This window comes from Paenibacillus zeirhizosphaerae, assembly GCF_030705605.1.
Taxonomy (GTDB): Bacteria; Bacillota; Bacilli; order Paenibacillales; family Paenibacillaceae; genus Paenibacillus; species Paenibacillus zeirhizosphaerae.
In genome coordinates this window covers 127456-149924 of the sequence record NZ_JAPCKK010000034.1, presented here as the reverse complement: position 1 = coordinate 149924, position 22469 = coordinate 127456, and the positions used below count along the sequence as shown (strand labels likewise).

Annotated in this window: 26 protein-coding genes and 1 pseudogene; 19 read left to right on the top strand and 8 right to left on the bottom strand. The window is 47.5% G+C overall.

Annotated features, from left to right (window positions below):
• Window positions 1–243 precede the first annotated feature (243 nt).
• The 3 genes from OIN60_RS21970 to OIN60_RS21960 all read left to right on the top strand — a co-directional run bounded on the left by OIN60_RS21970 (window position 244) and on the right by OIN60_RS21960 (window position 1907).
• Window positions 244–372, top strand: a complete 129-nt coding sequence (locus tag OIN60_RS21970) for a hypothetical protein (protein ID WP_305757009.1) — start codon at window positions 244–246, stop codon at window positions 370–372.
• 171 nt (window positions 373–543) lie between these two features.
• The gene (locus OIN60_RS21965) at window positions 544–759 is read left to right on the top strand and encodes a type II toxin-antitoxin system death-on-curing family toxin (RefSeq protein WP_370872592.1); all 216 of its coding nucleotides are present in this window, start codon (window positions 544–546) and stop codon (window positions 757–759) included.
• A 671-nt stretch (window positions 760–1430) separates the two neighbouring features.
• Window positions 1431–1907: a hypothetical protein gene (locus tag OIN60_RS21960; protein ID WP_305757007.1), complete on the top strand. Its 477-nt coding sequence runs from the start codon at window positions 1431–1433 to the stop codon at window positions 1905–1907.
• Window positions 1908–2132: 225 nt separating this feature from the next.
• Here OIN60_RS21960 and OIN60_RS21955 read toward each other — a convergent pair whose 3' ends face one another.
• A complete protein-coding gene (locus OIN60_RS21955) occupies window positions 2133–2357 on the bottom strand; it encodes a helix-turn-helix domain-containing protein (protein WP_305757006.1) in 225 nt (74 codons plus the stop codon).
• Between the two features lie 193 nt (window positions 2358–2550).
• Between OIN60_RS21955 and OIN60_RS21950 the strand changes: the two genes are divergently transcribed.
• From OIN60_RS21950 to OIN60_RS21930, 5 genes are all read left to right on the top strand, one after another.
• Entirely contained in the window at window positions 2551–2847 is a 297-nt protein-coding gene (locus OIN60_RS21950; protein ID WP_305757005.1) for a DUF6809 family protein, read from the top strand.
• Between the two features lie 673 nt (window positions 2848–3520).
• A complete protein-coding gene (locus OIN60_RS21945) occupies window positions 3521–3934 on the top strand; it encodes a hypothetical protein (RefSeq protein ID WP_305757004.1) in 414 nt (137 codons plus the stop codon).
• A 446-nt stretch (window positions 3935–4380) separates the two neighbouring features.
• Complete coding sequence (locus OIN60_RS21940; protein ID WP_305757003.1) at window positions 4381–4806, top strand: hypothetical protein; 426 nt, start codon at window positions 4381–4383, stop codon at window positions 4804–4806.
• A 167-nt stretch (window positions 4807–4973) separates the two neighbouring features.
• Window positions 4974–5219: a transposase gene (locus OIN60_RS21935; protein WP_305757002.1), complete on the top strand. Its 246-nt coding sequence runs from the start codon at window positions 4974–4976 to the stop codon at window positions 5217–5219.
• 127 nt (window positions 5220–5346) lie between these two features.
• Entirely contained in the window at window positions 5347–5538 is a 192-nt protein-coding gene (locus tag OIN60_RS21930) for a hypothetical protein (protein ID WP_305757001.1), read from the top strand.
• Window positions 5539–5751: 213 nt separating this feature from the next.
• Here OIN60_RS21930 and OIN60_RS21925 read toward each other — a convergent pair whose 3' ends face one another.
• On the bottom strand, window positions 5752–6099 hold the full coding sequence (locus OIN60_RS21925; RefSeq protein WP_305757108.1) for a helix-turn-helix domain-containing protein: 348 nt from the start codon (window positions 6097–6099) through the stop codon (window positions 5752–5754).
• Window positions 6100–6286: 187 nt separating this feature from the next.
• Between OIN60_RS21925 and OIN60_RS21920 the strand changes: the two genes are divergently transcribed.
• Complete coding sequence (locus tag OIN60_RS21920) at window positions 6287–6724, top strand: hypothetical protein (RefSeq protein WP_305757000.1); 438 nt, start codon at window positions 6287–6289, stop codon at window positions 6722–6724.
• A 111-nt stretch (window positions 6725–6835) separates the two neighbouring features.
• Complete coding sequence (locus OIN60_RS21915) at window positions 6836–7123, top strand: hypothetical protein (RefSeq protein WP_305756999.1); 288 nt, start codon at window positions 6836–6838, stop codon at window positions 7121–7123.
• A 1305-nt stretch (window positions 7124–8428) separates the two neighbouring features.
• Here OIN60_RS21915 and OIN60_RS21910 read toward each other — a convergent pair.
• On the bottom strand, window positions 8429–8569 hold the full coding sequence (locus tag OIN60_RS21910; protein ID WP_305756998.1) for a hypothetical protein: 141 nt from the start codon (window positions 8567–8569) through the stop codon (window positions 8429–8431).
• Between the two features lie 177 nt (window positions 8570–8746).
• Between OIN60_RS21910 and OIN60_RS21905 the strand changes: the two genes are divergently transcribed.
• Window positions 8747–9022 (top strand): hypothetical protein, encoded by a 276-nt coding sequence (locus tag OIN60_RS21905; RefSeq protein ID WP_305756997.1) that lies wholly within the window; start codon window positions 8747–8749, stop codon window positions 9020–9022.
• A 281-nt stretch (window positions 9023–9303) separates the two neighbouring features.
• Here OIN60_RS21905 and OIN60_RS21900 read toward each other — a convergent pair whose 3' ends face one another.
• Together OIN60_RS21900 and OIN60_RS21895 are read right to left on the bottom strand one after the other, a co-directional pair.
• On the bottom strand, window positions 9304–9720 hold the full coding sequence (locus tag OIN60_RS21900) for a type II toxin-antitoxin system VapC family toxin (protein WP_305756996.1): 417 nt from the start codon (window positions 9718–9720) through the stop codon (window positions 9304–9306).
• Window positions 9717–9959, bottom strand: coding sequence for a hypothetical protein (locus OIN60_RS21895; RefSeq protein WP_305756995.1), 243 nt, complete (start codon window positions 9957–9959; stop codon window positions 9717–9719). The genes OIN60_RS21900 and OIN60_RS21895 overlap by 4 nt, the downstream gene beginning before the upstream one ends.
• A gap of 812 nt (window positions 9960–10771) precedes the next feature.
• Between OIN60_RS21895 and OIN60_RS21890 the strand changes: the two genes are divergently transcribed.
• Window positions 10772–11032 (top strand): hypothetical protein, encoded by a 261-nt coding sequence (locus OIN60_RS21890; protein WP_305756994.1) that lies wholly within the window; start codon window positions 10772–10774, stop codon window positions 11030–11032.
• A gap of 534 nt (window positions 11033–11566) precedes the next feature.
• Here the strand turns inward: OIN60_RS21890 and OIN60_RS21885 are convergent.
• Entirely contained in the window at window positions 11567–11953 is a 387-nt protein-coding gene (locus tag OIN60_RS21885; RefSeq protein WP_305756993.1) for a coiled-coil domain-containing protein, read from the bottom strand.
• Window positions 11954–12371: 418 nt separating this feature from the next.
• Between OIN60_RS21885 and OIN60_RS21880 the strand changes: the two genes are divergently transcribed.
• The 3 genes from OIN60_RS21880 (at window position 12372) to OIN60_RS21870 (ending at window position 16124) form a co-directional block, all read left to right on the top strand.
• Window positions 12372–13919, top strand: a complete 1548-nt coding sequence (locus OIN60_RS21880) for a recombinase family protein (protein WP_305756992.1) — start codon at window positions 12372–12374, stop codon at window positions 13917–13919.
• Window positions 13920–14253: 334 nt separating this feature from the next.
• Entirely contained in the window at window positions 14254–14433 is a 180-nt protein-coding gene (locus tag OIN60_RS21875; RefSeq protein WP_305756991.1) for a hypothetical protein, read from the top strand.
• Window positions 14434–14567: 134 nt separating this feature from the next.
• Window positions 14568–16124 (top strand): recombinase family protein, encoded by a 1557-nt coding sequence (locus OIN60_RS21870; RefSeq protein ID WP_305756990.1) that lies wholly within the window; start codon window positions 14568–14570, stop codon window positions 16122–16124.
• A 141-nt stretch (window positions 16125–16265) separates the two neighbouring features.
• Here OIN60_RS21870 and OIN60_RS21865 read toward each other — a convergent pair whose 3' ends face one another.
• Window positions 16266–17117 carry an aldo/keto reductase gene (locus OIN60_RS21865; RefSeq protein WP_305756989.1) on the bottom strand — a complete coding sequence of 284 codons (852 nt, stop codon included), beginning with the start codon at window positions 17115–17117 and terminating at the stop codon, window positions 16266–16268.
• A gap of 174 nt (window positions 17118–17291) precedes the next feature.
• On the opposite strand from OIN60_RS21865, the gene OIN60_RS21860 reads away from it, so the two are divergent.
• The 3 genes from OIN60_RS21860 (at window position 17292) to OIN60_RS21850 (ending at window position 20123) form a co-directional block, all read left to right on the top strand.
• A complete protein-coding gene (locus OIN60_RS21860; RefSeq protein ID WP_305756988.1) occupies window positions 17292–17738 on the top strand; it encodes a MerR family transcriptional regulator in 447 nt (148 codons plus the stop codon).
• 138 nt (window positions 17739–17876) lie between these two features.
• Window positions 17877–19277, top strand: a complete 1401-nt coding sequence (locus OIN60_RS21855; RefSeq protein ID WP_305756987.1) for a helix-turn-helix domain-containing protein — start codon at window positions 17877–17879, stop codon at window positions 19275–19277.
• Between the two features lie 246 nt (window positions 19278–19523).
• On the top strand, window positions 19524–20123 hold the full coding sequence (locus tag OIN60_RS21850; RefSeq protein ID WP_305756986.1) for a hypothetical protein: 600 nt from the start codon (window positions 19524–19526) through the stop codon (window positions 20121–20123).
• A 293-nt stretch (window positions 20124–20416) separates the two neighbouring features.
• On the opposite strand, the pseudogene OIN60_RS21845 reads toward OIN60_RS21850, so the two are convergent.
• Window positions 20417–20789: pseudogene (locus tag OIN60_RS21845) on the bottom strand (Rpn family recombination-promoting nuclease/putative transposase); the annotation flags it as partial.
• A 536-nt stretch (window positions 20790–21325) separates the two neighbouring features.
• Here OIN60_RS21845 and OIN60_RS21840 point away from each other — a divergent pair.
• Window positions 21326–22441, top strand: a complete 1116-nt coding sequence (locus OIN60_RS21840; RefSeq protein ID WP_305756985.1) for a TPR domain-containing glycosyltransferase — start codon at window positions 21326–21328, stop codon at window positions 22439–22441.
• Window positions 22442–22469: the final 28 nt, after the last annotated feature.

Sequence of the window (22469 nt, the reverse complement as noted above, 5' to 3'; positions counted from 1 at the left end):
GAAGTTTTCTGAATAACAACCGTCATAGATTTTCTGTTCCCCATGGGGACATTCCGACCCCGCCACCCTTCAGGAATGGATCACCGTCCTGGGGGGCTATACATCCAATGATCCATGTATAACTCAAATTGGACAAATCGCAGCGGATGGCATATTCTAGGGTCAAACGGGCATAGCTTGTAACACATAACATTGTGATACGGAGGGGATGCCTGCATGTCAGAGCAAGAGGAGGAACAACGCATGGCAGTACGCAAAGAAGAGCTTAAAGACGCACAGGCTAAAATCGACCGCAAGAATCTGATCCGCTCGCTTGCAAAACAGATCTGCGATGACAACGATGCTGGACTTAGGAGGTTGTCTAAAAATTGATTGAACGCCTAACTCCAGATGATATCCGTGAACTGCATGATTACGCCTTGGAGCGCTACAATGGCCTTCCGGGTGAGAATGAGCCGGGGTTAAATAGACTTCATAGCTGATAAACCTTTTCAAGGTTTTGGCGATGAGGAATATTACCCCGGTTTGTTTTTGAAGGCAGCCGTGTATATGGAAGGATTCGCAACCCATCAGCTATTCTCTGACGGTAACAAGCGAACGGGTTATATGAGTGCCAAAGCGTTCCTCATGCTGAATGGTTATTACCTGAAGGTTACAGACGATGAGTTATATGATACAACATTGGATGTTGCCAATAAGAAGATAACTCTTCAAGAGCTAGCTGAGTGGCTTGAGAGCAAATCAAAAGTGATGCTATAAGCAAATAATCTGGTGGCGGGTAGAGATGCTGGCGATTGGACCGCGAGTCCATTTCTAGTTGAATGCTGTTCAAGCCAAAAGGCCCTTCAGGCGTTTACATTGCTCCTGAAGGGTGGCTCTATATACTCACTTTCTGACGTCAACTCAAATTCCAGTGAAGTGAGAAACTTGTCCGTAATTCCTTATTTCCCTTGCCGCTCATTCCAAAGTTCCTCCCGTACCTGCTTCAATTCATCCAACACATCCTGTTCAGAAATATCTTGCTCTTTGGAATCTTTGCTCAGTGCATCTTGCAGCTCACGGAGTGCCAATAGGCTAGCTTTTGTTATCTTTACTCCATCTTACCACACGCCATCATTTTTTGAACAGTTAGTAAGGTATGGAATAGAATTCGGGAACGAAAACAAGCTCAGATCCGTGCAGTGAAATCCATGAAATAGCCGCTCGCGGCGAGTGGCCAATGGGGTGGGAGGAAGTCTTACCTATCTGTTGCAAATAACGGATAAACGCACCATTTTTCTTAAAAATTATTAGTAAAAATTACAGGTGGAATAAGAAAGTGCGTCCCGACAGGTTTAACGGGCTCAACGGGTGCCACTGGAGCGACGGGAGCTACCGGAGCAACAGGTGCAACTGGCGCGACAGGCCCAACCGGGCTAACCCCACAGATAATGGCGGAAATTCAGGGAGTAGGTCTTCAGACGATTCCATCAGGTGGTTCGCAACTGATAGATTTTGGGGCCAATACAAAAGTAGGAGACGGTTCTATTCTGGTTAATGGTACAGATATTATTCTTCCGGAAACCGGAACATATATGGTTTGTTATACAACTTCTGGAGCTGTTCTTGGAGGGACTACCGCAGGTGCTGGGGCGGGAGTAGGTACACTGTTAAGACAAGGAGGTAATATCGTGCTAGGCAGCAATGTAGGTACAAATTTTGTTGGAGGTACTGTTGCCCTCCCTAATGACAATGGCCAAACCAATTGTTCCCTGGTATGCGTATCTGATACTGTTGGCAATAACATCGTACAATTAGAAGTAGGTGTTCTTAATACTACCGGAGGAGCTACAGGTTATCAGGTCCAACGATTTCAAACGAGTGTGACGGTAACCAAATATTCGGACGAGATATGTAGCCCGTATTAATCAAAAATAAACTGACGTAGAATTATCCGTGGGAATACAACTACTGACTAGCGCGACACTCCGTGTCGACAGCGATAACATCCGAATGATTAAGTTGGCTTAACCATAAGCATGCTTGGGTCCCCCTTTAGACGTCATGAACGAGTCTGAAGGGGGACTATCCATGACCTTAAATCGACAACCTGTCCCAATGCTCCTTGTCACACTCCTTCACACTTGTGCCTGCTACTCTTCCTCCACATCCACCAAATCGATGATCTCACGAATATCCTGAATATTCAGGGCTGCTGCGATTTTTTCAATATGGCTGAAGCTCATGCTTTCTCTTTTGCCGTTGGCTAATTCACTTAATGAAGCAAGTCTGATGTTTGAAATTTCGGATAATTTCCTTAATGAAATATGATTGACCTGGGTCAGCTCTTTTATCTTTACAACCACTTTCTTATTCACCTGAATTCCCCCTACATTGCTGAATTTATAACTTGACCGTACACATATGCGTAGCGTATAATCACTCTATAAATGTTACTAATATTAGAAACACTCTTCTGTATTTCTCCAACCCGATCCTCAACGTATGCATGTACATAAGTAAAAAAGCCTGTGCTTTTCTTAAGAAAACTACATAGAAAGGTGGAGCAAGATGCAAAATGTATTGGAATCCCTCTATTACGGTGATCTGGTTCCCCAAGAACAACGTGTCTCCCAAAGTCCAGAGTATAGATGGCTGAACGAACAAATCACCGAGTCCCTGAATCATTGGAAAAAGAAGCTTGCCGAAGAAGATTTCAACGAGCTCGAAGCTTTAACGGATCTATATCATCAAGTTCAGGGAATCGATATGGCATCCTCGTTTACGAACGGCTTCAAGCTGGGCGCAGCCCTGATGATTGAAGTGCTATCAGGAATGAACCCGCACTTTCCACAGCAGAATACCTGATCGTAGGACTGAAGGTTAATCATCGTTATCATATCACAAACGAAAGGTTCACTTCATAAACCGCGCATGGACACAAGCGACATGTTTTGCGTTCCAGTTTGGATGGGGCAACGGATGGGAGTCACGGCGCGGCTTTCGACAAAGGAGAGGATTGAGGATTGAGGAGACAATCAGCATGTCTCATGCAGAAGTTTCGACACAGGGGCTGTACAGCAAATGGGACAACAGATGCATTCGACATTCGTCGCAGCAGCGATTTCAATAAGTACAAGCTCAGATCAGTGCAGTGAAATCCATGAAATAGCCGCTCGCGGCGAGCGTACAATGGGGTGGCAGAATCCCTTCCTAACGGCTGCAAATAACGGATACACGCACCTAAACTGGGTTATATGTAAAAATTACAGGTGGAATAAGAAAGTGCGTCCCGACAGGCTTAACGGGCTCAACTGGAGCGACAGGAGCCACGGGTGCAACTGGTGCAACAGGGGAGACAGGAGCTACCGGAGCTACCGGAGCTACCGGAGCAACAGGTGCCACCGGCGCAACAGGCTCAACGGGAGCCACCGGGGCTACGGGTGCAACGGGTGCGACAGGGGCCACTGGTCTGACGGGTGCAACAGGTGCAACGGGAGCAACTGGGGCCACTGGAGTGACAGGCCCTACGGGACCGACCGTGACAGCGAATAATTTGGTGGCAGGGATAACGAGTGCTGCTATTCCTGAAATTGTCCCTGCCGGTGGTATTGTCTCCATTGATACTTTTAAACAAAACGGTACTGCAATCACAAACACAAATGGTAATATCACTCTGGCTGCTAACCAGACTTATTCCGTGGTTTATAAGGCCAATGTAGGGTCACAAGGAGTTTCAATGGGTGTGAGTACTGGCTTGTTTCTAAATGGTTCTATAATACCCGGAACAAATTCTGCTGGTACAGTAGGTTCGAATGTAAATGACAGCTTTGCACTTTCCGGAAATACGATCATCACTACGGATTCAACGGCGGATATTTTAACTTTGAGAAATACTAGCGGTGCTACTGAATTATTTGGGGCCTCAAGTATAAGTGTAATTAAGCTGGCGTAATCTGAAAGAACCTCTGCCACGAGATCAACATAGCTCCTAATCAGCATTATGATGTAGATTATCGAGTGAATGGCGCTAGGCCGGGGAATGTAGGTGCTGCGTTGTACAGCAATGGAGCTTTTATTCAAAATACGAACTCTCAAGTGGATAACAGGTCATGACGACTATTACAATTGAGGAATGTTACGGGAACTTCTATCTTTGGTCCAACAAGTGTAAGTGTGATGAAGCTGGCATAATTCGACTAACGTAAAAAATTAATAATTTAAAATCCACCCCATGATGGAGTCGTCATCAAGAGGTGGATTTTTTAAAACCAGCACAATCCAAATAGTTCACATTTCATTACATAAACACCGGAAACCCGCGTCAGATCAGGAAATTCATATGTTCGAAATATTACACATCAAATAAGGAGCTATGACGTCCCTACAGGTGTAACAGGGGTGACCGGTCCTACAGGCCCGACCGTAACGGCGAATAACTTGGTGGCAGGGATAACGAGTGCTGGTACTCCTGAATTTGTCCTCGCTGGGGGGATCGTCCCGCTTGATACTTTTCTTCAAAACGGCACAGCGATCACTAACACAAATGGTAATATCACTCTGGCTCCTAACCAAACCTATTACGTGGATTATAAGGTCAACGTAGGGACAACCACCGTAACGGGAGTATCTGTGGCCGTGTTTCTAAATGGTACTATCGTACCTGGGACAAATACAGCCGATTTTACCAATCCCCCTTTTACCACTACACTTGCTGGAAATACAATCGTCAATACGGGTGCAGGGGCAAATATTTTAAATATAGTGAATACTGGAAGTAGCGCTACTTTTGGCGCCACAAGCGTAAGTGTGATCAAACTGGCTTAGGTCTAAAACCATCCCGCCCACCCTTCGGGAAAACGTCTGAGGATGGCCATATCCTTCAATCTCATGTTCAACCCTTCCCGGCTTGCTCTTCTGCGGGGTATGTGGAGCAAAGCTTGTGATCCGAAGGGGAATGATATCTGTTCATATCGAGACGAAGGGGAACGAAGATGAAGAAGAAAACATATGATCTGAATTTCAAAAAAATGGTGGTCGCCGAGGGAAAAGAGATTGGCAATATGACCGCTGTTGCAAGGCAACATGGGCTAAACCCCAAGATGGTGCTTCGCTGGGCCAGGGAATTCAATCGCAAGGATATGGATCAACAGGGCAAGAAGCAACAGAAGCTTGTTACAACGATTGTTGCAGATGATGCAGATGATGCAGAGCTAACCCTTGGTATTTTCACAGACTAATTTTGTACAGTCTCTGACCATCCTGCAGGCTTGGCAGGTTCCGAATGGTGGTCAGAGACTCATGCTTGATGAAGCCTTGCAAGCCTGCTCACGACGGGGGATGGGGAATCGAACCGGGGAGGAGAGCATGATGGGGACACACAGGGAAGGGGTGCAGCCTAAGAGCGGAGTCAGACCGCAAGCACACGGTGTGGAACTGAACGAACCCAATTATCCGTTAATGGCGCAAGCCTTCGTTGATCTATGCATGAAGGACCGGCACCGTACACTGGAGGCTGACGGTCACCCGCTCGATCCAGATCCTCCTCAGCAGACCTGATCGTATGAAAAAGCACGAGCACAGGGAAACCCGGGTTCCCAAGCTCGTGCTTTGAAGTGTTGAATTGCAAAATTTCAATACAACTGTTCAGTGAAATGTTTCAGTTAAGCGTTTCAGTTCAACGTAAACCGTTTTCGTGAAAGGTTTCCTTGGGATGAGGAATAGATGCAATTCGTCTGTTCTTGAATCGTCGTAGCGTGGTGGAGCAGGCGATTAAGTATCGCCCGCTTTGGCGATGATGAAATGCTCGATGATGTCTTGATTAGCTCTGGTCAGGGCACGTAGGTCTTTGGCCTCCAGTGTGTTCATCAAGGTCATATGTTCATCCATAGCTCTGCGATATTCGGTGTCTTCCTCGAACTTGAAAATCTCAGCCGCTGGGACGTTCAAGCCGGTAACGATTTTCTCCAACGTTTCCAATGAGATGTTTCGATCTCCCCGTTCAACTCCACCGATGTAGCTGTAATGAAGCCCTGCAGCTTCGGCCAGTTGCTCTTGAGTCCAGCCCTTGGCTTTTCTCAGTTCGCGTATTCGATTTCCAACACGCTCTGGCAAATTCATCATGATCCCCTCCATGTGTATAAGGTTAGAAGAGGAGGAGGGCTCAATACAGACTATCATGTGCAAAGTGGAAAATGAAATAATTGTACATAAAAGTACTATTCATATTGACCTTCATATACTTTATCTATACAATCATTTTATAAATAGAATAGATATGAACAAGTATAGTCAATGAGGTGAAGATTTGATTCGTCACTTAACAACCGTACATGGATATCATAAGCTGTCTCAATATCATATGAAGCTTGCCATGATTTTTTGCGATCATAACCTGCCTCGCTCCAGCCTGATCCTCTGCGACCAGGCCCTTACCGCTATGCTGCAAGCTTTGTACATCCAAGAGAACAACAAACCGTTCCCGAAGGGAACTTTTCCCATGGATGAGCTTCTGTATCTGCTGCATACCGAAGCTTTTCCTGCGCTGGATGTGGTCATTTTTATCGGGACGGTTCAATATTTGGTTGCTGATATGGAAAGAGAGCTGGTCTCGGAGATGAGGAAGAAAAACGTAAACCGCTTGTTAAGAAGAACCGATGAGATCCTAAGTCTGTTGTCAACCAAGATTGCAGGAGTAAGCTATACAGTGGACAACTTCAAGAAGGCCAGTCCTACAAATTGCTGACTTAGTAGGAGAAACCGGCTTTCGAAATTCTACAGGCAATGTGATTGCTAAACCTCGGTACAAGCCTCGCGACTGCAAGGAGACCATCAGCATGTTACGTATGATGGATCAATGAATATTAGCCTAGCACCTAATCAGGTCTATCAGGCTAGTTATAGTGCTGTTGTTGAAGTTGGAGGTGCACTACCAAGTGCAGTAGGAGTAGGTTTTCAAGGAGTTGCTGGTAGTGGTGTTAATGTCGCTATCGATCCGGGTATAAACAATCGACAATTTGTAAGTAATACAGTACTGGTGGATAGCAGCGTAAACCCTACCTTAAGGCTGTTTGGCGGCACCACTTTAGGAGGTGGTATGGCGACATTTTCGAATGTACAAGTAAGTGTGGTTAAAGTGCAATAAAGCCAGGAATGCTCAACCATCTGAAAAGCCAAGCAAGCCTACAACATGTTCTTTCCGTGTTGTAGGCTTGACTTGTCCTGATCATCAACTTCATGAGTGTCTCCGACGGTGGCAGCAGCAAGATACGCATAATACATATGCTGAGGTGCGGCAGAGACTTATTTACGTGAAGGATTAGATGGATGAAACCAAGATTACATAAAAAATAAAAGCCTCAGGGGACCTTACCCAAGGCTTGCTTTGTGTTATAATTTGGATTGGACAACGGTGGGGGTCACGGCGCAGCCTTCTGTAAAGGAGGTGATTGACGCCATGACTGCACTTGGTACGTTATATATGGTCTTGAAAGTGATCGGAATGATTCTAAGCCTATGGTTTAGCTCTCGCAAAGTTCACCGATGGATCAGAAGAAGACGTAACAAGCGCAAAACCCACCGCTAAAGGTTGACCGCCTTCGGTGGGTTTCGCTGTTCACTGTAACAGATGCGCGCCGTGAGGCACACCTCGTTGTTCTGGGGGAGGTTAGCGTCCTCCCTTATTTCTATTCTTATGTTACCACATCGAAATTATACAGGCAACGTGATTGCTGAACCTCGGTACAAGCCTCGCGGGTACAGGTGCTGCGCAGTGTACGGCAAGTACCTTAGGATTGAGAAATCTTGTGGGAGGATCTAACATTGGTAACTCGGCTGTAAGTGTCATTAAGCTGGCTTAATCTGGTTAGCCTCGCCATCTAACGGGACATAGCTGCGCCTATACGCCGCCCTTCAGACGTATATATGAACCTGAAGGGTGGCCTTGTTGTAGATTCCAGACCACACAGACGAGCGACTGAGATGACAGGAGTGACCGGCTCTGCTGGACCGAAGCGCAGCTCCTTTTTCAATTTTGTTAAACCAGAAGATTGCGATTTCGGTTGTTCTTGTTAAGTTGGAGGATGCACACAAGCAGCGGAGAGAACGAAGCAATTCCGGAAAAGCGGAGCGGTCCCCTTTGGCCCGAAGGGTCAACAGGGATTGGAGGAATGCTTCGTTCTCGGAGCGTCTCCCCACGCACGAAGCACACACGAAAAGAGTGCCCCGGTCAGACACCCCGACGGGCGCAACAGGCGTCGCGGGCATGACGGATTGTTGGTTCAATTTCTGGAAATACCGTTATTAAGACTAAATCTATAGCTTCCCGAGAAGAGCCGAGAGGCCAAACGCTCGTCAGTAATTTCGTTTTTTGCCATACTGATGGCCATTTTAAACAGTTTTTCTGCATCTGCGTCCAACTCATAGCCATTGAGCCTTAATCTTACGCACATTAATTTTTCGCCAACTTATCCAGGGTTTTCCGATACTTCTTCATTCCTTGTTTGGCGAGTTTCAATACGTCCCCGTTGCTTGCGGGAGCTGTTTTTTGATGAGGCGAGACCATATCCTTTTCCTCCTTATCCTTTCCCATTTCACATCCCCCCAAGCCTTTTGGTGATTATAACACTTACCAAAGAACAACAGAATAGAACATACGAAAAGGTACATCTTCGCGGACGGATCCTGCGCGGGATTGAATTAGAAATACGGTGCACTTTATTAAGTCATCTGTTATAATAACATCATTAAAGTACGAGGAGCGGGATACATGAACAGTGAGTTAAAGGAATTGCTGCAATCCGTAATCCGGGAAGAACTTAAACCGGTTCATAGGCGTCTTGATCAGATGGAGATCGATCAACATGGGATTAAACGAGCTCTTGATCAGATGGAGATCGATCAGCAGGAGATTAAACGAGCTGTCCTGGATACAAGTGAACGGGTTGCGGAAATGAAGAGTTTTCTGGAGAACCAGCACAGAATTATTGAGCTTCTCTCTGCTCGCTCCATTCAACAAGAAGCTGAATTGAAGAGAATCAAATGATCTGATCCGGTGCCTTTGCGCCGGATTTTTTTAACATCTTCGCCAACCCATGGCGCGCGGTGAATGTGACACTCCAACGGGCGAAACAGGCGTCACGGGCATGACAGGACTGACTGGAGCGACGGTAACATTGAACTATCTGAATGGTCTTGGGGGGCACCCCAACTCGACGACGCATAGCTTCGTCACTGTTAAGAAAACACAGCAGTCGAAAAGGCGGTCTGATTGTGCCATAAAGCAAAGCCTTGATCATCTCCTGAACGGCAATAGACGGCCCCTCATTAATTAAGATCTACAGTCCGTACACCAGCATAAGTTGCAAAATTTAAAAGACGTTTATCTTTAGAGACAAGTATAAAGTTATACTGAAAGCAAGTAGCCACCAATATGCCGTCGATATTCTTGCAAGGTCTTCCAAGTAACCTGTGTTCGTTTAGAAACTTTCCAGCATAGAGTGCCAGCTCTGCAGTCAAATCTAAACTTGGTTTTGTTGAAAAAATGTGCTCGAACTCTTTGCGAACTTCTTCTGTTTCAGCACCGTTAAGCACTTCCACAACCACTATGGAAGGGACTACAATATTTTGGTTCTCAAGAATGAAGTTCACACAATTGGGATCTCTTGTGATAACTCCTATTATCACGTTAGAATCAACTAAATATCCAGGGACTGTTTTAAAGTTATCCATACTCTTTATCATTCCCTACCCTCTTCTATGACCTCTAACATCTTTTTTCCTTGTTCTGGAGAAAGCATACCGGAACGTTCCAAAAGAGCTTTGGCAAATGGGTCAGTAATATGAGAAAAATCTCCTTCTGTAGAGTTTTTCTCGAAGACTGTCTTGTTCTCTAAATCAACACTGGTTGGATTTCTATAACCCGCCGATTGGAGTATGTCCTTTATCTGACGAACCACACTCTCGTCTATCTTTTTAGCCATTATAAAACACCTCCAGTCCATATTCTTCTTCAATTCTACTGATCTCAGTGGCTAAGATTGAATTTTCTCGTGGCTAAGTTGGTTTGATATGGCTTGCACCGGATTGGCTTCTGTATTGCACCAAAACACAGTTTTATCATACCATAGAACGAATGACGATTTCTCTATAGGAAAATCAAGAATTAACGAACGCCAAGCTCGACGCCATTGAGCTGCGCGAGAATCACGGCATAAGATTGAGGTTTGTGGAAGAAGAAATCTTAAGGAAGCTGCTGGCTCACCGGCGGCAGCTACAGCAGGAGTATAGCTCTTGTTGTAGGGGCGAGGTCGACCGTCCTGATGTTCCAACACGCTAAGGTAGGAGCACCGTGAGGTGCGCTTGCACTACCGGTTAGGAATAAGTCTAAAAGGCTTGCGCGAAGCGCAAGCACTGTCTACAGCGTAGGCAGAGACAAGCTCGTGACTTGAGTCATGAGTTGTTGACGCAAGTATTTCTGCGCTCCTCATAGCGTCGGCGTGTCTCTCGGTCCTGACTGAGAAACTCAAGCGTGTACATAAGCGTCCATTCCCAGGATTTTGTATGAAAAAATGTACAAAAAAGAGCACGAGAGCGTCCATTCCCAGGTTATTGTATGAAAAGTCGTACAAAAAAGAGTGCGAAAGCGTCCATTCTCAAGATTTTGTACGAAATATCGTTCAAAGTCGCTTCTACCGCACAGTCCTAGAGAATTTAGATAAATCCATCTTCTTTTTCCATTGCCGTGCTAAGGTAGCGGTTTTCAGGCTGTCAATTCAAGGCGGGAGGGATTGGGATGCAATGGGAAGAGGTTCAAGAAAAGTTTCCTGAAGAATGGGTCGTATTCGAGGCTGCCGAAGCTTATTCGGAAGGCGGGTTCCGGTTCATTGATTCGGTGATCGTCATTGATCGTTATGAAGACTCGCTAGATGCAATGAAACGATACAAGCAATTACACAGGGATCAACCAGGGAAAGAAATTTATTTTTTGCATACATCACGTCCGGACTTGAAAATTGAAGAAAAATGGGTCGGACAGCCATTATACATGGTGTAGGTGGAACGGAAATTGTTTTTACAAAGTGGTTCGATGTTGTGGTTTTAGGTGATTGGACAGTGTCCGAATGTAAGATTGAAATCGGCGCTATGGATTATGGCATAGAAATTGACGGTATCCTTGGCTTTGATTTCATTCAAACAGCAGGACTCATAATTGATTCACATAAAATGCAGGTGTATGCGACTCATTAAGCTACCGGCGTTCAGTCCTTACACGAATCCGGTGAACAGACTGGACGCCCGTCTTTAGGTATACTAGCGAACGTATCTGATACACATCGTATAACAACGACAGGATCTGCCGGTCCGAACGTGACGGCGAATGACTTGAACGTAGTAAGCCAAAAGCTAGTTAAAGATCAAAAGGAGCTGTTTCCTCAGAAATGTGGGGAATCCGCTCCAGAACTATCGAGAGCTCGTGCAGGGTTGGTGAATTGGCTGTCTCGGTGGATGAAAGGAGAAATTCCCTGTTATCCTGCTGTGACGTTGAATAACTTGTGGGCAGATTGGATGCCAAACAAAAAATCCCTCGTTAATATGAGGAATTTAGTTTCATTTTGGCTTGAAGTCTTGTTGTTCTTTGAGCAAGTAGATCAACAACATTGTCGGTTTCTTCTTTCCATTCCGAAATCTGTTCGACACGCTTGTCGATTCGTTCCAGCGTTGCAACCAGGTCGTCATGCTGGTGCGCTTCAATTCGGCTGACGGTTCCTTTGATACTCGAAATGTCGTCTTCCATACGTTCCATTTTAGACTCCATATTGTCCATTCTGGATTCCATACGTTCCATTTTGGACTCCATGTTGCCCATTCTGGACTCTATGCTGTCCATTCGCCCAATCATTTGAGACATTTGATTCTGTAACCCGCTCATTTGTGCTTGCATTTGACTGAGAATTTCAAGTACCTTTTCGTCCAAGCATATCACCTCAATTTATTATAACACCGCATATATAGCCATACAACGACATATTCAAATCACACGCAAGGAGCCACGAACACGGGATGTGACCCGGGAGCAAGGGATCGAGGGCTTCCAAAAGCTCAAAAGCAGCGGAGAGGACGAAGCAATTCCGGAAAAGCGGAGCGGTCGCCTTTGGCCCGAAGGGTCAACAGCGATTGTAGGAATGCTTCGTTCTCGGAGCGTCTCACCCACGCACGAAAAACCTCCCCCCGGTCAATTGGACATTTTGCTCCCCCTTACAACAACAACTCACGCACTCCAGAGCAAGCCAGAGCAAGCCAGCAGTTCTTATACCTCCGTGTGGTACATACATGATAGTAGTGAGCAGTGTAGTAAGAAGTGTAGTGAGCAGTGTAGAGAGGGGGAATCATTCATGGGGGGAACTGAAATCCTGGGAGCGTTATACCTGCGAATATCACGCGACAAGGGCGAGGATGAAGACACCTTGCAGAACCACCGTGAAAGCATGCTTGAATATGGCCGACAGAACGGCTACAGGTATGAAATTTATGAAGAAATTGTAAGTGGCGGCAAGCACAATCTGGATGCCCGTCCCCAATTGCAGAAGCTAATCGCCAACATCGAACGCTACCGGGCCATCCTGGTTGTCTCCCTGGACCGTCTGTCCCGGAACGGAATGATCTCGCAGCAGATCAAGCAATTGTGCATGGATCACGATATCAAAATCATCACACCTTACCAGACCTTCGACCTGTGCAATTCACAGGAGGACCGCTTGTTGTACGATGTAAGCTCCATGTTCGCGGTGATGGAATACGAGATGATTGGCAGCCGGAACAAGCTCAATAAGATACAGCGTGCCCGGCGGGGAGAATATATGGCGGGCAAGCCCGCATACGGCTACAGGCGCAACCCGGACAGCAAAAGGCTGGAGATTTACGAGCCCGAAGCTGAAGTCGTGCGATACATGTTCAAGCTGCACCGTGAAGGCAAGAGCTCCCGCAGGATTGCGGAGCAGTTGAACGAGGAGGGCTACAGACCGCAGTCAGCGGCTTCCTTTCAACCCTCCACCATCAAGCGAATGCTTCAGAATCCGGTCTATAAAGGGAGCGTGGTGTTTCGGGACCGCAAGCGCCTCAAGGAAGACGGCCATTACACCTGGAAGGTGCTGGAGACCATCATTGCCGAGAGCGCTCACCCTGCAATCATTCCTCCCGATCAATGGGAGCAGGTGAACCAGGAGGACATGGAGCACCCTTCGACCGAGATCCGTGAGAAGCCCGCCCGCAAGACCGGCACAACCATGCTGAAGGATCTGCTCTTCTGCGGGATATGCGGAAGGAAGCTCGCCATGCGCAAGGAACGAAACGGGGGGTATGTGATCAAGCCCTGCCAATATGTGATGCCCGACCGCCAGCAGAAGTGTAATAATCAAGGCATGAAGCTCGGCTATATGGAGGCAGAGATCCTGCGGAGGCTCCAGGTACATAAACAACAGCTACAGCAAGAGCTCGAACATCTCGTAGAGCATGAATTCCAGGATATCTGGAGCGAGCTTCAAGAGCATCTGGCCCATGTAGAGCAGGAGCTTGAGCTCAATCAGAGACACCAGCTTATACTGGCGGACCCGGCATGGACGGAGATTTTCTCGCATGAGGAGCTTGTGAAGAAGAGACAAGCCTTGCTGCGGCAGCAAGAGCTGCTGCAGCAGACCCGAACGGAGCTTCAGCAGCGGAATCAGAACACCATGGTGATCTCCCGCAGGGAGCAACTGTATTATATCATCGACATGCTCGACAGGTTCTCGCACAGGACGGTGGAGGAACAGAACGACACCTTGAAGCAGTTTATCCGTCGAATCCACTACACAAGGGTCATGCCGGAAGAGATCAGGGCCAAGCCCATGCGGAGCAAGGAACGGGAGCAATATCCTTTTGAGTACACGATTGAATATATATGATGGGATGAGGGGGACAGCCATGAGCGGGCGGTTCCCTTTTTTCTTGCGCATGGCGAGTCCTTCACCCTCATTTGGTAAAATAAGAGTCTGATGGCAAGGAAACTATTTATTTCCTTAAATCTTTTTAAAATTTAAAAGATTTTGTCCCTCCCCCTCAGAACACCTGTGTGCCACAAAAGGGGCATTCATAGCCATGTTTTCTGAATTCTACAGCCAGTCCCAAGATAAAAAGGTATCATTTTCCAGATTCTGAATGAATAGAGTTAGTAGTAACCTAACCCAGAATCCTTCTGAGGATATACGTTGAACCATAACGCAGGGAAGGAGCAGCCGTATGATGAAGCACAGGAGACCGAGACCGCATCAAGATGAGATCAGACCGAAAGGGCATGGTGCTGAACGGAATGAACCCAATTATCGGTTAATGGCCGAGGCTTTCAAGGAGTTATTTGAGAAGGATGAGCATCGGACACGCGAGGCTGACGATCAGCAGCAGAATACAAATCCTCCTTAGCGGTAGCGTGTTCAGGCATAACGTATAGCCATCCCTTGAGTAGTTGAAATTACGTTTTTGCGTCATTTCGACTGCGCGTGTAAGACTCCCTGCATAGGGGGGAATACAGGCACTACAGTTAGGAGGCACCCATCTTGAACGACATAACCGGGAAATTTGGAGCAACCTACCTGCGTATTTCACGTGATAAGGGAGAGAACGAAGACACACTGCAGAACCATCGTGAACTCATGCAGGCATTTTGTCGTGAACACGAATACAAATTTGATCTCTACGAAGAAATTGTGAGTGGGGGCAAGCATGATCTGGAGCAGCGGCCCCAATTGCAGAAGCTCATCGACCATATCGAACGCTATCAAGCGATTTTTGCCGTGTCTCTGGACCGTCTGTCCCGGAATGGGCTGGTGTCGCAGCAGATCAAGCAGCTCTGCATCGATTACGATATTCCAATCATTACGCCTTCCCAGACGTTCGACCTGTCCAACTCGCAGGAGGATCGGCTCTTGTATGATGTCAGCTCATTATTCGCCTCCCTGGAATATGAGATGATCGGCCGCAGGAACAAGGTCAATAAAATGCAGCGCGCCAGACGGGGAGAGCATGTGGGCGGCAAGCCTGCTTACGGATATCGGCGGAACCCGGTAACGAAGAGGCTGGAAATTTACGAGCCGGAGGCGGCCGTGGTACGGTACATTTTCAAGCTGTATAACGAGGGCTTTGGCAGCCGCAAGATTGTGGACATCTTGAATCGTGAAGGCTACAAGCCCAAGCAGGCGAATGCTTTCCAGACGGCCACGATCAAGCGAATCATTCAGAATCCGGTGTACAAGGGAACTGTGGTATTTCAGAACCGCAAGCGCATCAAGGAGAACGGGGAGTACAGATATAAGATATTGGACACGGTCACAGCGGAGCACGCTCACTCGGTGATCATTACGCCAGACGAGTGGGAGCAAGCGAACCGGGAACGGGCGGAACGCAGAGTACAGACCATACCCATCCGCGAGAAGCCGGCCCGCAAGACCGGACTCACGATGCTCAAGGACCTGCTGTTCTGCGGCGTATGTGGAAGAAAGCTTGTGATCCGCAGGGAGAAACACGGGGTGTACACGATCAATCCTTGCGGTAGTCTACTGCCTGACGGCACAGCAAGATGTGATAACCGGGGCATGAAGCTGGAGTTCCTGGAAGAAGAGGTGGTATCGAAGCTCCAGGGCCACAAGCAGCGGCTGGCCGATCAGCTTCAGCTTATCCAGCAGCAAGAGAAGGAGGCCGAATGCAGGAATATTCAGAAGCATCTGACCTTGATTGAAGCCCAGCTTCAGGAGAATGAGCGGCAGCAGACGAACCTGATGGAGCTGCTGCTGGCAGAGATCTACACGCACGAAGAGCTCAAGCTCAAGAAGCAGACCTTGACGGAGCAACGTCAGGCGCTGCTCATGATGAAATACAAGCTGATGAAGAAAATCCAGGATATCGATATCCTATTCCATACGGATCGCCTGTCGCACATCATCCGACGGCTCGAACAATTCCAAGACCAGAGGGTAGAAGAGCAGAACGAGACCTTGAAGCAATTCGTGAAACGAATCCACTATATGAGGATCATGCCGGAAGACATACGGAAGCTGTCCACCAAGAACAAGGAACGCCAAGCCCATCCCTTCGGTTATACGATCGAATATTTTTAGACCGCTTGAATGACTCCAATTAAGCGTGTCTCATGATAAGGTTTACAAATAATAGATAAGAAAGGACAGGCGCGCCGCCCTGTCCTTTCTTAATATAGATATGAGGATAAATGCGCGAAGAATTTACGGTTTGATCCAAGGTTACAGATCGACTCTCAAGGTGCCCAGCATCTTGACGAATTTCGGATCGTGATACGATAAGAAAAGACTTTCCCGCGTATCAAGGGCTGAAATCCGTTCGAGATCGTCCGCGCTCAGCTCAAAATCGAAAATGTCGAAGTTTTCGACGATCCGCTCTTTGCTCACCGATTTTGGAATAACAACGACTTCACGCTGAACAAGCCAGCGCAGCACGACCTGGGCGACGGACTTGTTGTGTTTTTCCGCGATCGAGGCCAGCACTTCGTTGCCGAACATGTTGTTGCGTCCTTCAGCGAACGGCGCCCACGACTGGTGCTGCACTCCCTGCTCTTTCATAAAAGCAGCGCTCTCGAGCTGCTGGTAGAACGGGTGCGTTTCGACCTGGTTGACGGCGGGCACGATTTCGTTATGCACGATGAGGTCCATCAGACGGTCGGGCAGGAAGTTGCTGACGCCAATCGCCTTGATCTTGCCTTCCCGGTACAGGTCTTCCATCGCGCGCCACGCGCCGTAGTAATCGCCGAACGGCTGGTGAATTAGGTACAGATCGAGATAGTCGAGCTGTAGCTTCTTCAAGGATTTGGCAAACGCCAGCTTGGCACTCTCGTAGCCGGCATCCTGAACCCAGAGCTTGGTCGTGATGAACAGCTCTTCACGCGGAATACCGCTGCGCTTGATCGCGCGTCCGACCGCTTCCTCGTTCAGGTAACCGGCGGCGGTGTCGATCAGGCGATAACCGGCCATCAGCGCTTCATATACGGCGTTCTCGCATTCTTCAGCATCGGGAATCTGGTAGACACCGAAGCCGATGAGCGGCATTTTTACTCCGTTATTCAAGGTTACAGTTCGCATCGTAATTCCTCCCATGATTCAAATATATAAAGGCAAACGGCCTCGCGTCCCAGGAATTGGGCACTGCAGCAGGGATTCCGCTTACGGCCGATTTGCATTACAATAAGTCTAGCTCCTTCGTGTTACACGAAGGCAAGCGGTCTTTGAAAAAGTTTTTTCCAAGGAGGATTACACATGCATACGGTTAAAGAAGCCGCCCAAATAACGGGACTCACTGAACACGCTGTACGCTTTTACACGGATAAAGGTCTGGTGCCGAGCGTACAGCGCAATCGCAACAACATTCGGATGTTCGACGAAGAATCGATCAACTGGCTGCATGGCATCAAATGCCTCAAGCAATCCGGGATGCCGATTGAAGTCATCAAAACGTACATCGATCTCTGTCTCGAAGGGGATTCGACCATTCCGCAACGCTCCGCTCTCATGATGGAGCACAAAGAAGCGGCGCTCGTTAAGCTCGAAGAAGCCAAACAGCACGTTGCCCATTTGGAACAAAAAACCGCGCTCTATCAGGCCATTCTGGAGCACCGCTCTCCAGACACGACCAACCCCGGCAACTGGGACAAAATCCGGCATATGCATAGTGATGTATTTTACTCGTCCGACGCGAAAAAATAACTTAATTAAGATATTTTTGGCGAAAATTCAGATAAAAATGCCTGAAAAATATATACACGCATACCAGAAAGCAGTATACTAGTCCATACAGGAGTAATATTCCAGCTTTGTTTAGTAAAGGATTAAGGGGTGGTTAGATTGGGTCAGACAACCACGATACGCTCAGAAGTCGAAAAGTTCATGGAAAGCGAAAAGCTAACGCTTAGTGATGTGGGACGCAGAACGGGATTGAATGTAGGGACTCTTAGTATGGTCATCACCGGCGGGAGGATCATGGCGGTAAGCCAGCTTGACCGGATCACCGAGCTCATGGGACTCCATGAAGGCTATTTCTACGAGCTATACATAGAAGAGAACATAGCTGCAGCCCAGCCGAATTGGAGGAGACTTAGGCCTTTTATTTTCAGATGCGCGGAATTGAACAAGCTGGATTACATTCAACAGATCACCGATTGGCTGCTGGACAGTGTTGTGTATTGTCCCGTGCTGTTTGAGGCTGCGGAAGAGCTGCTGCAGGAAGGGAAAAAGGCTGCTGCTGCCATTCTATATGAAGGTGTGGCGGTAACGGAGCATTCCCAGCATTCCGAACGTCTGGCGCTCTGTCAATATCGTTTGTTCACGATCAGGCTGGGTGAAGATCAGACGCACAACTTGCAGGTAGCAGCCCAATTCGAACCCTACATAGAACGGCTGGACGAAGTACTGCAACTGGATGCGCTCAAGGATCTGGCCAATGTCTACCGTTCCCTGCGTGAGTGGGACAAGGTGGATAAGATAGCCGAGCTGATGGGGACCAGGGGAAGAATGCACTACTTTGCGGAGCGTCGGCAGCATCGTAGAGGGGAAGACCCTTATTCTAAGCTGAGTAGACCGCTGTTTGTGTATATTGTCTATAGTGATTTGCTGCGCGGCTCTGTCTGTGAAGAACGAGGGGACTATGAGCAGGCTCTAGAGTTTGCTTCAAGATATGATGATTTAAGCTGGGTCAAGGAGCGTGACGAGGACACCGAGCATTGGAAGAGGCTATTTCAAGGGTGGGCCAAAGCGAATTTTTATGTATCTACATTATTTTCCGGAGATTTCAGTGTACTTTACGACTATGTGGACTACTTTGAAACCAATAAAGATGAATTTCTTTTGTCATTATTGAATATTGTGGATGCAGCTAACAGAAGCAATGTGAACATTGACGATATTCTTCTGCGCTTTGAATTGGAAATCAAGTCCTTGGGCGAGCAATTGGAGGGGACCGTGATCTACAGCAAGAGATTCAAAGCAGAACGATATTCTCGTTTGCTGAGTGAGCTGTCGAAGTACTTTTTGCAACAAGGCCAGTATAAGGTTGGCTTTAAATATTTATTGGAATGTTTGCAAAAGTCGTCTATCATTAGCAATGAGACCATTATTATCAAGTGTGTGGGTCTGTTTGAAAGCTTTAGAGAATATGCAGCTTCCGAAACACAGGTAGCATACCAAATTCTTTTTAGAGAGGTGTATCGAAATGAAAAAAATCATCGCTTTGCTGTTAGTAGTCACTAGCCTTATTCTAGTTAACGGGATTCAAGGTACGGGAACGGTTATCCAACCACTTGAGCACAACGGCGGAGCATAAGAGAATCTATATAGTTCATTGGGGGCCAGCGATCCTAGCTGGTCTTTTTTTGCCGCGGACTGAAGCCCATTCGTTGCAACTAACCTCGCATTACAGAGCGATTTGGAATGCAACAACGCTGTCGCATATGTTATAATTCTACCCAGGAGGCGGTTTCCGTGAACGAGGAGATATTGACACAGATACTCCAGAAGCTGGAGTATCTCGAATCTGCGATGGTCGTAAAAGAAGATTTGGCCGGTATGGCCACCAAGGAAGACTTGACTCATATGGCATCTGGTATGGCTTCCAAGGAAGACTTGGCCGGTATGACCACTAAGGAAGACCTGGCTAATATGGCATCCGGTATGACCACTAAGGAAGACCTGGCTAATATGGCATCCGGTATGGCCACCAAGGAAGACCTGGCTAATATGGCATCCGGTATGGCCACCAAGGAAGACCTGGCTAATATGGCATCCGGTATGGCTACCAAGGAAGACTTGGCTAATATGGCATCCGGTATGGCCACCAAGGAAGACTTGGCTAATATGGCATCTGGTATGGCTACTAAGGAAGACTTGGCTAATATGGCTACCAAAGAAGATTTAGCTAATATGGCTACTAAAGAAGATTTGGCAAAGATTGAAAATAAAATTGACCTAATCTTCGAGCAGGTAGCAAAAAGCGCCGAGGCCATCAATGAGATCGCAGCAACGGTTGAACAGCACGATCGAATGTTCGATGTATTGTCTTCTGTACGATCAATCAGTCGAGAACGTTATATCCGTTGAGGAAAGTAGACCAAGAACCTTGGCTTATCAGGGTTCTTTTTTGCTGTTGACTTCAACAGATGGATAGCAGCCAGTTCAGTCCTCCAGAGTAAACCACCTCAGTGAAATGTTTTAGTTCAACGTAAACGTTTCAGTGAATCTGTTCCATAAAGTGTTTCTGCTGGATCATCCATAATTTGGGACAAAAGCCAAGGGTACAACGGGTTCATACCACGTTGTACCCTTGGCTTATTCAGAGGGTGCGGGTCAACCATAGATCCAGGATTTGCATGGGCTATATAAGAGTGAAGCAATTAGGGAAGGGGCTTAAGTGATTGGACCTCGGCCTCGGAGAGTCCGCTTGCTTTGGCGATGATGGGGACCTCCATGCCCAAAGCGAGCATATTTCTGGCGATTTCCATGGTTTTCTTTTGTTCTCCTTCCGCTTTCCCTTTTTCCGTAGCCCATTCGATCGTGGAGGCTTCAGCATGCAAATACTTCTGCCGCTCCTCATATCGTCTGCGCGTCTCCTGATCCTGGCTAAGAAACTCCAGCGTATCCATAGCATTTTTCAATGTGGGTTCATTCATCTTGAGCACCTCCGAATTCAATTTGTCGGCCCCTTTCAGGAACAGACCGATCCTCCAGCTTGGACAATTTCATGAAATGCGCTTCAATATCGCACAAAAAAGGGGGGTAGTACATCTTTATTTTCTTCATTGCCAAAAATGCGTTTAAAGACGAAATCATTTCTAAGAATCATGAAGGAGGTGCCGGCCCTGGGAATTCAGACATGTCTCTGCTCATACACTGTACGACAACGCAGGGAAGGAGCAACATCATGGGGGAGCACAGGGAACCGGTACAGCATAAGAGCGTAGTCAGACCGAGGGGAAACGGTGTTGAGTTGAATGAACCGAATTATCGCTTAATGGCCCTAGCCTTCATCAGTTTATTCAAGAGGGTCGAACACCGTATACTGAAGGTTGACGATCACCAACGCGGTAAAAATCTCCTTTAGCGGACCTGTCCGAATGCGGATTAAAGTATGAATATGTAAGAAGCAGCGTATGAATAAGCATGAGTAAAAGGATACCGGAATTCCCTTGACTCATGCTTTTTGGATTGAGCGTGTCAATTTAGCACGGGTGGGCGGAACCTTCCCTATTGCTGTTCATAGAATGTAGTATCAAATGTATGCATGAATGATAAAGAGGTGGGTTATGGATCAACCAAGCATCTCATTATGTATGATTGTCAAGAATGAAGCAGAATATCTGCCGAAATGTCTCAGCAGTGTGATGCGCATTGTGGATGAGATCATCATTGTGGATACCGGATCAACGGATGATACCGTTGCGATTGCGAAGGCCTTCGGAGCCAAGGTGATTCAGATGCCATGGCAGGACAGCTTCTCGGACGCCCGCAACCGAGGCTTCGAAGAAGCAACCGGGGACTGGATTCTCTGGCTGGATGCCGATGAAGAGATGGATGTGGATGAAGCCGACAAGCTCAAGGATTTGCTGACCCGGGATGCCGTCCGGGAGCAGAGGATCGAAGGCCTTCAATTTGTGTTCTGCAATCATCTGGAAGGGGGAGGCGTGGAGTACAACCGTCTCCACCGAATGGTTCGGAACCGACCGGAATACCGCTTTGAAGGCAGGGTTCATGAACAGATTCTGCCAAGCATGGTGGAAGCCAGACCAGATGTGCAGCTTGGGCAAGTGGATATTCATATCCATCATCACGGATACCTGGCCAGAAATATTATCCGTCAGGATAAAATCGAGCGAAATATATCGCTGCTTCGTCAAGCCATATCGGAGCATCCGGATTTCCCGCACTATCCTTACTATCTGGCTATTGAGTTATACAGAATTAATGATTTGGAGGGAGCACTCTCCAACTTGAATAGGGCTTTGGAGCATATGGTTCAGGTTCCCAAGCAGATCCTGTCAAGTGCCCACAAATACAGACTCATTGTACTGGACGCCATGAAGCGTTATTCTGACTTGGTCCGGCTAAGCAGGGACAGCATCACGGAATTTCCGGATTTCCCGGATCTATACCATTTGGAGGCAATCGGCTGGAACCAACTGGGGGCAACGGATAAAGCTATTTCTTCGCTGCGGCAGGCGCTGAGCGTCGGTCCGGCTGGGGAGGAATATCCGACTGTGGCGGGGCATGGCACTTATTTAACGTGCCGGGATCTCGCTTTATTGTATGAATCTATCGGAAATCCGCTGGGAGCGGACCTGTATTTTACCCTGGTGAGCTTAATGGTTAGCCATGCGGGGATCAGATTTCAAGAGCCATGGAATGCTGAAAGCAAAAACTAAGTACGATGCGGGCCCTGCGGCGAGGCAG

Coding starts and splice junctions, on each gene's coding strand:
- OIN60_RS21890 (WP_305756994.1), top strand. CDS start 10,772: ATGCAATGGGAAGAGGTTCAAGAAAAGTTTCCTGAAGAATGGGTCGTA.
- OIN60_RS21900 (WP_305756996.1), bottom strand. CDS start 9,720: ATGATAAAGAGTATGGATAACTTTAAAACAGTCCCTGGATATTTAGTT.
- OIN60_RS21895 (WP_305756995.1), bottom strand. CDS start 9,959: ATGGCTAAAAAGATAGACGAGAGTGTGGTTCGTCAGATAAAGGACATA.
- OIN60_RS21910 (WP_305756998.1), bottom strand. CDS start 8,569: ATGGGAAAGGATAAGGAGGAAAAGGATATGGTCTCGCCTCATCAAAAA.
- OIN60_RS21970 (WP_305757009.1), top strand. CDS start 244: ATGGCAGTACGCAAAGAAGAGCTTAAAGACGCACAGGCTAAAATCGAC.
- OIN60_RS21840 (WP_305756985.1), top strand. CDS start 21,326: ATGGATCAACCAAGCATCTCATTATGTATGATTGTCAAGAATGAAGCA.
- OIN60_RS21875 (WP_305756991.1), top strand. CDS start 14,254: ATGATGAAGCACAGGAGACCGAGACCGCATCAAGATGAGATCAGACCG.
- OIN60_RS21915 (WP_305756999.1), top strand. CDS start 6,836: ATGAATATTAGCCTAGCACCTAATCAGGTCTATCAGGCTAGTTATAGT.
- OIN60_RS21960 (WP_305757007.1), top strand. CDS start 1,431: ATGGCGGAAATTCAGGGAGTAGGTCTTCAGACGATTCCATCAGGTGGT.
- OIN60_RS21935 (WP_305757002.1), top strand. CDS start 4,974: ATGAAGAAGAAAACATATGATCTGAATTTCAAAAAAATGGTGGTCGCC.
- OIN60_RS21905 (WP_305756997.1), top strand. CDS start 8,747: ATGAACAGTGAGTTAAAGGAATTGCTGCAATCCGTAATCCGGGAAGAA.
- OIN60_RS21865 (WP_305756989.1), bottom strand. CDS start 17,117: ATGCGAACTGTAACCTTGAATAACGGAGTAAAAATGCCGCTCATCGGC.
- OIN60_RS21950 (WP_305757005.1), top strand. CDS start 2,551: ATGCAAAATGTATTGGAATCCCTCTATTACGGTGATCTGGTTCCCCAA.
- OIN60_RS21880 (WP_305756992.1), top strand. CDS start 12,372: ATGGGGGGAACTGAAATCCTGGGAGCGTTATACCTGCGAATATCACGC.
- OIN60_RS21925 (WP_305757108.1), bottom strand. CDS start 6,099: ATGAATTTGCCAGAGCGTGTTGGAAATCGAATACGCGAACTGAGAAAA.
- OIN60_RS21860 (WP_305756988.1), top strand. CDS start 17,292: ATGCATACGGTTAAAGAAGCCGCCCAAATAACGGGACTCACTGAACAC.
- OIN60_RS21930 (WP_305757001.1), top strand. CDS start 5,347: ATGATGGGGACACACAGGGAAGGGGTGCAGCCTAAGAGCGGAGTCAGA.